The 10,190-nt window shown below is 45.0% G+C and carries 12 protein-coding genes and 1 pseudogene; 6 read left to right on the top strand and 7 right to left on the bottom strand.

Annotation, left to right across the window (positions count from 1 at the left end):
* Positions 1-23: 23 nt before the first annotated feature.
* Together ACEYV4_RS03035 and ACEYV4_RS03040 are read right to left on the bottom strand one after the other, a co-directional pair.
* A complete protein-coding gene (locus ACEYV4_RS03035; protein ID WP_373841964.1) occupies positions 24-1,472 on the bottom strand; it encodes a UDP-glucose--hexose-1-phosphate uridylyltransferase in 1,449 nt (482 codons plus the stop codon).
* Between the two features lie 50 nt (positions 1,473-1,522).
* Positions 1,523-2,701 carry a galactokinase gene (locus tag ACEYV4_RS03040; RefSeq protein WP_373841965.1) on the bottom strand — a complete coding sequence of 393 codons (1,179 nt, stop codon included), beginning with the start codon at positions 2,699-2,701 and terminating at the stop codon, positions 1,523-1,525.
* Positions 2,702-2,888: 187 nt separating this feature from the next.
* Between ACEYV4_RS03040 and ACEYV4_RS03045 the strand changes: the two genes are divergently transcribed.
* From ACEYV4_RS03045 to ACEYV4_RS03060, 4 genes are read left to right on the top strand one after another with little or no spacing between them, the layout of a single operon-like run.
* On the top strand, positions 2,889-3,854 hold the full coding sequence (locus ACEYV4_RS03045) for an SGNH/GDSL hydrolase family protein (protein WP_373841966.1): 966 nt from the start codon (positions 2,889-2,891) through the stop codon (positions 3,852-3,854).
* Between the two features lie 41 nt (positions 3,855-3,895).
* Positions 3,896-4,693, top strand: coding sequence for a tyrosine-protein phosphatase (locus ACEYV4_RS03050; protein ID WP_373841967.1), 798 nt, complete (start codon positions 3,896-3,898; stop codon positions 4,691-4,693).
* Positions 4,694-4,704: 11 nt separating this feature from the next.
* Positions 4,705-5,211 carry a YbhB/YbcL family Raf kinase inhibitor-like protein gene (locus ACEYV4_RS03055; RefSeq protein WP_373841968.1) on the top strand — a complete coding sequence of 169 codons (507 nt, stop codon included), beginning with the start codon at positions 4,705-4,707 and terminating at the stop codon, positions 5,209-5,211.
* A 15-nt stretch (positions 5,212-5,226) separates the two neighbouring features.
* The gene (locus ACEYV4_RS03060; RefSeq protein WP_373841969.1) at positions 5,227-5,451 is read left to right on the top strand and encodes a hypothetical protein; all 225 of its coding nucleotides are present in this window, start codon (positions 5,227-5,229) and stop codon (positions 5,449-5,451) included.
* Between the two features lie 159 nt (positions 5,452-5,610).
* On the opposite strand, the gene ACEYV4_RS03065 is transcribed toward ACEYV4_RS03060, so the two are convergent.
* On the bottom strand, positions 5,611-6,243 hold the full coding sequence (locus ACEYV4_RS03065) for an NAD(P)H-dependent oxidoreductase (RefSeq protein WP_373841970.1): 633 nt from the start codon (positions 6,241-6,243) through the stop codon (positions 5,611-5,613).
* Between the two features lie 94 nt (positions 6,244-6,337).
* Between ACEYV4_RS03065 and ACEYV4_RS03070 the strand changes: the two genes are divergently transcribed.
* Complete coding sequence (locus ACEYV4_RS03070) at positions 6,338-7,255, top strand: helix-turn-helix transcriptional regulator (protein ID WP_373841971.1); 918 nt, start codon at positions 6,338-6,340, stop codon at positions 7,253-7,255.
* A 67-nt stretch (positions 7,256-7,322) separates the two neighbouring features.
* Here ACEYV4_RS03070 and ACEYV4_RS03075 read toward each other — a convergent pair whose 3' ends face one another.
* The 4 genes from ACEYV4_RS03075 to ACEYV4_RS03090 form a co-directional block, all read right to left on the bottom strand.
* Entirely contained in the window at positions 7,323-7,655 is a 333-nt protein-coding gene (locus ACEYV4_RS03075) for a hypothetical protein (RefSeq protein ID WP_373841972.1), read from the bottom strand.
* Between the two features lie 14 nt (positions 7,656-7,669).
* Positions 7,670-8,221 carry a hypothetical protein gene (locus ACEYV4_RS03080; protein WP_373841973.1) on the bottom strand — a complete coding sequence of 184 codons (552 nt, stop codon included), beginning with the start codon at positions 8,219-8,221 and terminating at the stop codon, positions 7,670-7,672.
* Between the two features lie 93 nt (positions 8,222-8,314).
* Entirely contained in the window at positions 8,315-8,566 is a 252-nt protein-coding gene (locus ACEYV4_RS03085; RefSeq protein WP_056989407.1) for a hypothetical protein, read from the bottom strand.
* 187 nt (positions 8,567-8,753) lie between these two features.
* Positions 8,754-9,716, bottom strand: a complete 963-nt coding sequence (locus tag ACEYV4_RS03090) for a serine hydrolase (protein WP_373841974.1) — start codon at positions 9,714-9,716, stop codon at positions 8,754-8,756.
* Between the two features lie 153 nt (positions 9,717-9,869).
* Here ACEYV4_RS03090 and ACEYV4_RS03095 point away from each other — a divergent pair.
* Positions 9,870-10,190, top strand: a pseudogene (locus ACEYV4_RS03095) (carboxyl transferase domain-containing protein); the annotation flags it as partial.

Consider the following 10,190-nt stretch of genomic DNA (forward strand, 5'->3'; position numbering starts at 1 on the left):
TACAACTATTTTACCAAATTTTACTATAGTTTTTCAATAAACCGGTCCCAGCCAGCTTGACCTGCGGCATCATCCTTGAAGACACCAGCATTCTCTAGTACATTAGCAAAGACGTTAGCCAATTCCTGTTCCATTACCTCATCAACATTATCCTTGGTGATGGTCGTCTTGGCCTGGATCTCCTTAGCCCATGGCAAATGACTATCAGCAATCTGGTTATCCTGACCGAGCCAGAACTTCTTAACTTCTGCCAATTCACTCTTCAACCGTGCTGGCAAAATTGCCCGACCCATTACTTCAATCAGGCCAATATTTTCCTTCTTAATGTGCCAAAACTTTGCGTGTGGGTGGAAGATGCCCAATGGGTACTTGTCATTAGTATTATTGTCACGCAAAACTAGGTCAAGTACAAACTGCTTACCATCCCGGTGCATGATTGGCGTAACGGTATGGTGACGCGTATCTCCATCAAAGGCCTTAATGTCAAGGCTTTCATCACTGTAATGATCCCAAACATTGATAATGTGGGTACCAAGATCAATCAATTGTTCCGTATTAGCACTAGTCAAACGGATGTCGCTCATCGGCCAGTTAACTACTCCGGCTTCAACGTCCGGGTAATCTTTGAAGCTCAATGGCTTTTTGATTGCCGCCTTCATCATTGGGAAGGTATGACGACCACCCTGATAGTGCTCGTGGGCCAGCATGGAACCACCGACAATCGGTAAGTCAGCGTTGGAACCAACAAAGTAAGCTGGGAACTGTTTTTCAATCTCAACCAGGTTAATTAAGGTTTGCCGGTTGATATGCATTGGTTCGTGCTTGCTGTCTAAGAAAATGCAGTGTTCATTAAAGTAAGCATATGGTGAGTACTGGAAGCCCCACTTCTTGCCACCAATCATCAGCCGAATAATTCGGTGATTACTCCGGGCGGCTTGGCCTAAACGCCCCTTGTAACCCTCATTTTCCATACAGAGAGCACATTGAGGATATTTCTTCTTAGTGTCGTGAGCCGCAGCAGCAATTGCCTTAGGATCCTTTTCTGGCTTAGAAAGGTTAATAGTAATTTCCAGGTTACCGTACTTAGTTGGTTTATCGAAAACCACGTTCTTCTTAATCGCTGCTACCTTAACATAATCATTGCTGGTACAAAGGTGATAAAACCAGTTCGTAGCAGTATCAGGCGATTGCTGATACTTTTCCCAGAATTCATGATTAACCACGGACGGCCGCGGCGTCATCAAATCATACAACTGGTCGTTTAAGATTTCACGAGCAGTTTGACTATCTTCAATCTTACCGCGCTTAACAGCCAGGTCGACCAGTTGACTAACTAATGGCTGATCGGTCTTTGCCTCAACATCTTTGTCACCAACAAAACCCCGAATTTTGTTTAATAAATAGATTCGGTCCAATGGTTCGTAAGCACCGCTGGCAATAACTTTATCAGCATATTCTTCCATTAACTTCATTGATCTCGTTCCTCTCATTACAATGAATTAATTAACAACTAAGTCTTTAATTACAGCTTGTGGGGGCCATCAACAACATCAGCATCATAGAAACTAGCATCATAACCGATCTTGTCGCGGTAAATCTTGCCAATGTTCTTCTTGAATTCGTCAGCAGCAGACTTCTTAACGATCGCAATTGCGGAGCCGGCAAAACCACCGCCGACCATTCGAGCGCCAAGACAACCAGGTTGCTCCCAAGCGTTTTCAGCTAACGTATCCAATTCTTTACCAGTTACTTCGTAGTCATACTTCAGTGAAACGTGGGAAGCATTGATCAGGCGGCCAAGCTCTTCCAAATCACCCTTTTGCATAGCATCGATGGCCTTCTTCGTCCGCTCGTTTTCACTAATTGCGTGACGAGCCCGCCGAATCAAGGTATCATCATTAATCAGGTAAGTGTATTGGTCAAATGTATCTAGGTCAATTTCACCCAGCTTGGTGATGTTCAGCTTCTTGCTCAAGCGCTTAACGGCTTCTTGACATTCTTGAACCCGCTCATTGTACTTAGAACCAGCCAGAGAGTGAGTCTTGTTAGTACTCATAATGACGATTTCATAGTCACCGAGTTCCAGTGGCAAGTACTTGTAGTCTAAAGTGTTGCAATCCAGGTAAATTGCGTTGTCTTTCTTACCCATGCCAACAGCAAACTGGTCCATGATCCCGGAATTTAAGCCCACAAAGTCATTTTCGGTCTTTTGGCCCAACTTAACCAGGGTAATCTCATCGACATCAAGGTTGAATTCTTCCTTCAATACATTCCCCATCAGCATTTCAATTGAAGCAGATGAAGATAGGCCAGAACCATATGGCAGGTAACCATGAATATAGAAATTAAACCCATGGTCAATCTTATAGCCCCGTTGCTTTAAGTAAACTAACATTCCCTTAAAGTAGTTAACCCACTTTTCGTCCTTAGCGGTCAATGGTTGGTCATCGTTGATGTCAAAGGTAATGATCTTACTGTTTTCCTCTTTAGCAGAGTTAGCAGAATAAATGGCAACCGTGCTGTCTTCACGAGGGCCATAAACACCATACGTCCCGATGCTAATAGCACATGGGAAAACGTGTCCACCATTGTAGTCAGTGTGTTCACCAATCACGTTAATCCGACCTGGTGAGAAAAAGACATCCTTGCCGTTTTCCTTAAAGACTTTTTTATATTCATCTAAAAATTGTTGCTTATCCATCACAATAACCTCCATATCTCATGTTAAAGAATGTAGTAAACTTTTACTAAATCTAATTTAGTCTTATTTACTCCGTTTGTCAATAAGCGCTTTCATTTTTATCCCACAAAGTTCGCAAGCGTTTCCAAATGCTAGTACCATAATTAAAAATGTTAAACTATAGTAACGTTAATAAGGAGAAATTATTATGCAGCAAGTACTAACTCCACAAGCCCTATTACCAATCGCTAAGCAAACCGGGCGGTGGACAATCAAGAATTGGGTAGATGGAAAAGTTCTTTATACTACTAATTTAGGCAGCTACTTTCGCTGCCGTGTTACCAACACCATCACCTTTTCTTTGACGGTAGCCAACCGGCACTCAACACTCGGCCCTAGCCAAGTTTATGCTATCCGGGTTGACCGGGGACACTGGCATCGTTTTTCGGCCCAACCAGGCAAGATCAACTGTCACTTAACGTTAAAGCCTCACATAATCGAAGTCATGGCTGCTGGTAACACTGACCTTGATGACGTTTGGTATGGTAACCAGGGATTTGCCATCAAAGGGGTAACTCTCGATCGGGCTGGACGTTTAACCCCGGCTGGTCCCCGCCCATCAATTGATTTTATCGGTGACTCCATCACTGCTGGCTGTTGGGTTAATGGTCGCCACGCTGCTATAGATTACCGCCCCGAAAGCAATTTTGCCGCTACTTGTGCTGACCTGCTTAACGTTGATAGCGTTCGAATTGCATACTCGGCAGGTGGCGTTCTCCGTCCCGCAACCGGAAATGTCCCCGTGGCAAAAGAGTTTCTAACACGCATCGATAGCCAAACTAAGTGGCAGCCAAACAATCCTCGCGTAGTCGTGGTTAATTTAGGTGTTAACGACCGGCATTTCACTACGGCGACATTTGCAACGACTTATAAGCAATTCATCAAGCAAGTCATTGCTACCTTTCCCAACGCACGGGTAATGATGATGGTACCCTTTGCACAGAATTTTAAGTCAGTAATCACGGCAATCGGTACTCATTACCAGCTTCCAGTCATTACTACTGCGGGTTGGTGCCGTTCCTATACTGATGGGCTGCATCCCGACCAGACTGGTTCAATCAATGCGGGAAAGCAGCTGGCGCAAAAGTTGTCACCTTATTTCAAAAAGCGCTAAAATTAAGCTAACTAATCTTAATAAATAAAAGGAGAACTTCAATGCCAGAACGACTACTCAATATTCAAAGCGGCCATAATTTTCGTGACCTTGGTGGTTATCAAACAGTCGACGGTCATCGTATTAAATGGCGGCGCCTACTCCGAACTGGCTCACTCGCCACGCTTAATATTACCGACCGTCAAAAACTAGCTAAAATCCCGGTGAGCTTGGACCTTGACCTACGAGCACCAGCCGAAGTCCGCCAAGCTCCTGACTTACTGCCCACTGGTGCACACTATTACCACTTGCCAGTTTTTGCTGAGGACGAAACCGATGCTTCCCATTCTGATGAAGAAATTGCTCAGCAAATGCAAAAGCCTGGTAATGGTTATCGTCACATGTTGGTGGTTTATCGGCGAATGGCTACCATCCCTAGTGCTAAACAGGCTTACCAACAGATGTTTAACCTCCTTGCTCACAACCAAACTGGTGCTGCGATTTTTCATTGTACCGCTGGTAAGGATCGCACCGGAATGGCTGCCTTCTTAATCCTTAGTGCTCTTGGTGTTCCACGTGAAACTATTTTTAAGGACTACCTACTGACCAATACCGTTACAGCTAGTTTTCGGGAACAGTGGTTACAGGATCTCCGTAATCAATTACCACAGACATCAGCCACTGACATACTAATCAAGAATCGCCGGGAACTTGCCTCGGTTAACCATGATTACTTGGCTGCGGCCATTGATATCATTGAACATCGCTTTGGCGGCATCCAACGTTACTTAACAGATTATTTAGAAATTAGTCCGGAAGAACTCACGCAGCTGCGGCAGCTTTATCTTGAAAAAGCATAGGAGGAAATTATATGCAAATTTCTGTTCCATTAAAGGATGGGTTACTTGCCGATGAGTATGGCAAATACGCACCAAGTGCGGCCATGCTGGCAGGTTATCCCATCAAATCATTCCCTATCACTATTAAAGAAGTGCCGACCGGTACTAAATCATTTGCCATCGTCTTTATTGATTTTGATTCCACTCCCGTCTGTGGCTTTACCTGGATTCATTGGCTTGCTGCTAACATTCCAGCAACATTGACAAATATTCTGGCCGGTGCCAGTCGTCAGCTTGCTGATCGGTTTGTGCAAGGGCGCAACAGTAATGCTGGTGCACTTGTTAACGGTAATCCACAGATTGCACAAGGTTACGTGGGTCCCCAGCCACCAGATAAAATACATGATTATACACTAACCGTCTATGCTCTCGATACTAACCTGCCGCTTAAAAACGGTTATTGGTTAAATGAATTTCTGCACGTTGCTCGCGGTCATATCCTCGATCGTGCTAAAATGGACATACCAAGTCGTGCATGAGAAAGGAGAGATAGGATGGAAACACGTATTTTCTTTAATCCTGGTGACTCCATCGCCAATATTCATGATTACAACGAGGCGGTCCGGCAAGGGCAAATTTTCAAACGTGAACGGCACAGCGACGACCTTGTTATTGCCAAAGGACCTGGTGATGAAGAATACGCCATCTTCTATGCTAAAGATGCCGTCAAGAACCCAGGCAAGGGGCAAAAGCCTTACGATGTCAAAAATACACTATAAGATAACAAAAAGGATGAGCATGATTTTTACTAATCACGATCATCCTTTTTTATAGTAATTGTCGAGTGCTTTGCTAAATTTAAGTATTTCTTTGCCAATTTTGTTACCTGGGCAGTCTCTCAGGCGATAAAGATTATCTTTACTTATTATCCCAAATTATTATTTTCGAAACTCAACTAATTCTTGATCTAATCGTTTCATGACAGCTACTAGTGAATCTTGTTTCCAGTAACTGGTTGCCGTTCCCTGTGCACGTACCAAGTAGAATTGGTCAAAGCCCATGATATTAGTAAACATTTGCTTGAGGTATTCGACCGCAAAATCCAAACCAGCATAACGATCATCATGGGTATAAATTGAACCAGTTGCTTGAATAAACATCACTTTGCGTCCATCAGTTAACAATGGCACAGACCCATTGTGAACATATTGGAATGTCTTGCGTGCAATTAAAATATTGTCCATATAATCCTTCATGCGAGAAGTAATGTTGAAATTTAACAAGGGCATCACAATTACGATACGTTTATAAGTCAAAAATTGTTGAAGGAGCTCTTCTTGGCGCTGGCGAACTTTAGTAGCCTCTTGATGGTGATTATTATCATTCCAAGCAGTTAACAATCCATCCTCATCACACTCTAACCGAGGAAGCCATTCATCATAAAGATTCAATATGGTGTATTGCTGGTTATCCTTTTGCAATTGTTGCTCCAAGTATTGTTGAAGCCGCAATGAATAATGCGCAGCAATGTTTTTAAAATCAGGATGAGCATTAATAATTAATGTTTTCATAATCTAAAATCCTCTTTCTTTAACTGATATTGTTATTATAAAATTAAAAGGTGACAACTACTGGCACCATTAAAAAAGAAAGAAAGATTTATCAATGAATAAAGCGGAAAGATTAACGCAAGAATTAACTTACCTCAATAATCACCATCATTTTCACCTTCAAGATTTAGAGGATGAATTTTCAATTTCTAAACGTACAACATTACGCGACCTAAATGCTCTCGAAAAAATGGGCTTAGCTTTTTATAGCACCCACGGAAAATATGGTGGCTACCAAATCATTAACCATGGGCCATTGATTCCAGTAACTTTTGCACTTAGTGAAATTGCAGCAATCTTTTTTGCAATCGATGCATTGCAAATATTGAGCAACAACCCATTTCAACAGTCATATCCTCGAATAGCCAGGCGTTTGTTCGATACCCTTCCAGAAGAACAACAGGAGCAGATTAAGAAGCAACGATCAGCGGTGCAATATTATAATGTCCCTATTATTCACCAAAGTTTAAATTTAAATAGCCTCCTCACGGCCATTATTAACCGTCAAGAGGTTAGTTTTAATTCACTTCAATTAAAGACTAAGGTAAAGGCCCAATTACTCTCCTTGCTCTACCGCAATGGCAATTGGTTTATAAATGGAATCAGTCTTGATACCCACACCAATTTTCGATTACGGTGCGATTTATTAACAAATTTTATTATTAAAAAGCAAACGGCTCCATATTCGCTTCACCAATTAGCTGTTCTTTATCGAAAAGGTCATTCTCAGGTAACAAAAATTCACTTTACTTGTCAGGTTACCAAGTCGGGGCAAGAACACTTTCTTAAAAACCATTATCCTCACATGACCATTAATGACCAGCTATTAACTGGTTACTACACAGATCAGGAAGCCAAGTACATGGTTGATTATTTACTATCTTTTGGTAGTCAATTAATCATATTATCCCCAGCTAGACTGAAAAAAGAATATTGCCATCGATTAAAACAAATGTTAGCACACTACTGTTAATATTCCATCCATGTAAGGCATAATAAAAGCGGTACAACCTTAATAAAGTTGACACCGCTCCTTCAAGTCACCGGCCACCAACAATCTTAGTAACTACCTTTGTGAAGTAATCCATCAGGTTGTCCGGACTGGCCGTAAAATCAGCTACAAAACTAGCCGCTTGAGGGTGGGCCTTGCCGACCTGTTTCCCCATAATGTCAAACACCAGCAAGTTTTGACCCTGGTCATCCCACTTGACATCATCATAGTGTCCTTCCAGGGCTTCATCCATCAATGCTTGCAAGGTATCCTTCACAGCATTGCGGATAATCTCTTCCTTGGTAACCTGCTCACCAGCTTTTTGCCGGTCAAGTAGCTGTACCTCTACTTCAGTCATGTTTTGTGGGATTTGAATACTCATTGCTGTTCACCTCTTTATTTACGGTGATGTTTTTTATGACGTGCTTTCTTACTAAATTTAATTCCCTGAGGGGCCCGGTGATGATGAATAACCTGACCATTATTTTGACTAAGCTGAGCGCGTTGTGCCGCCGCTTGTTGCTGCTGTGCGACCTGTTGCCGTTCATACTTCTGCCATGGTTTAAGCAAAACTCGCATAAAGGAAGCTACCTCATCCCGGTGACCATCCATCCAGCGGTCCGCAGTCTTCATGTCATCAATGTTAACCCCATGACTACGAATAAAGGACATTACCAGCTGGGTTTCCCGTTCCTTGCGGGATAATGAAGCCAGCATTGACTGTGACGGTTGCATATTAGCAATTGCTTTTAACCCCGTCTTATACTGGTCCATTGAAATCTGGTCAGTTCGTTTCAAGTATTCAAACAATGCTTGAGCAGTCGGAACGATGTGCTCAATCTGCTTTGATGTAATGTCAGGGTCTAAGGGCATCATCATCCCCAATACCCGTTGCAAGTCACCAAATTCCCATTCACCGGGATATTGGTTGAACTCTTGGTGAATCAACGTTAAAAACTCACCGACAATATATTGTTGCTCCGCAGTTGCTAAGAACTGGTGTTGAAATTCTGGTGCGGTAGCAGGCCCGCCTGCGGTTGGTCAGCCCGCCGCCTCTTCAGCTGCCGGCTCCGGCTCCGGCTCACCGGCCTTGAGAATCGTCATTTTTTTCAAGGCAATCACGCTTTGAAATAACAGATCGCGCGCATTCATTTGATCGCGCGGATCAAATTCATCGATCGTGACCCATGCGGAGTTCTCGTAGCGTTTGACCACGGTACCGATAAATGGATATTCCATATTGCCGTTAGCCTGGCAGCGAACCACTGCCCCTTTCGTCACAGTCGTTGTCATGTAACCGCCTCCATCCGTTTTGATACAGTGAGTATATCCCATTTATTTTCTTATCGTCAACATAAACAATCTATTATTTTTTAAAACTGCCGTTATTCATGGCTGGGAACAACGAGCGCAATTGCCGGCGCTTGAGACAAATAAAAAGCCACCGGGGAAATCTCCTCGATGACAGGAAAATTCGGTGTCAGCCGTAAACGATTGTTTGCACTTGCTTGGCAATGGCTTTGACCTGCGAGAAATCCTGATAGCTGCCATTATCCGTCATGATCACGAGCAGGTACCGATCGCCGTGCGGGGTGGTCACAATACCGGCATCGTTATCCGTACTGCCCAGCCACCCCACCTTGTCCTGAACAACGCTGCCGTTGGCCACTGCACTGGCCGCAGCCGGAATGCCGCTGCGGTATACCTGCTTGCACATCGCGGTCAGCAGCTTTTGGCGCAGTGCGGCATCGGCAAACGGCCCGGTGCCTCGTTCGATGGCCTTCAGCATGGTGAGCAAGTCATTGCTCGTCGTGGTCGCAGTGCCCACGGTTTTAAAGACGTACCCCGTCCCAAGCGTCGCAAAGTAATGATTCAGCGCTGCCGCACCACTTTGCTGCAGCAGACTTTCGGCATAGTCATTCTCGGAGTTCACGATCATCCGCTGGAACCCGTACTCGTCGGCTGCCGTCCAGGTCTTCACGCCGGTCTCCAGCTCATGAAACAGCCAGGCGGTAATGTAAAGCTTGAACGTTGACGCGGCGACCATGCGCTGATCTCCGTTTTCGGCAACGGCCAGGCTGCCTGCCTGGTAAACCGCCGCGTCAGCCGCTTTAGCCGCGGCACTGCCAGAAACTGGCGCCAGATTGTAAAAACTGACGGCAACGTGCCCGCTTTGAGTCACGCCCTTTAGGTACTGGGTCAGCGTGCGCTTAATTTTAGCGGTCTGATTCCTAGTGCTGGCCGAGGACAATTTGGCCGTTGCCTTAGAGGCCGCCTGACTGGCGCTTGAGGCCTGGGGGCTGGTCGAGCCAGCCGCATCGGCCCCGTCATCGTTCAGGGCGTTGACGGTCAGGCCGATCACCAGCCCAAGCGCCAGCATGCAGGCCAGCGCAAAAGGAATAATGCGGCCCCAACGCGGCTTGCGGTGATTAGATTTTCGCATTAACTCAACTACTCTCTTCGTATATATAAATCAAATAATACAGCTTATCTGTGAGCAATGTTAGATTAAAATAAATATTTTTCACAGAAAACGTGGTGCGCATCGCCACCTCGGCTGCAGTGATTCACTGGCTGAACGGCACCCAGGCGCGATTCCGAACTTGACGAATTCAAAGCGCTCTACGGCACGACGCTGGTCACCGGCTTTGCCCATGTCGAAGGCGTGCCGGTCGGGATCATCGCCAACAACGGCGTCCTGTTTTCCGAAAGTGCACTCAAGGGCGCCCATTTCATCGAGCTCTGCTGCCAGCGCAGGATCCCACTTCTCTTCCTGCAGAACATCACCGGCTTCATGGTCGGCTCGAAATACGAGGCGGGCGGCATCGCCAAGGATGGTGCTAAATTGGTGACCGCGGTCTCGACTGCCGCCGTGCCGAAGGTGACGGTGATCATCGGCGGATCCTACGGTGCAGGC

The sequence above is a fragment of the Limosilactobacillus sp. genome (genome assembly GCF_041859915.1).
Lineage (GTDB): Bacteria > Bacillota > Bacilli > Lactobacillales > Lactobacillaceae > Limosilactobacillus.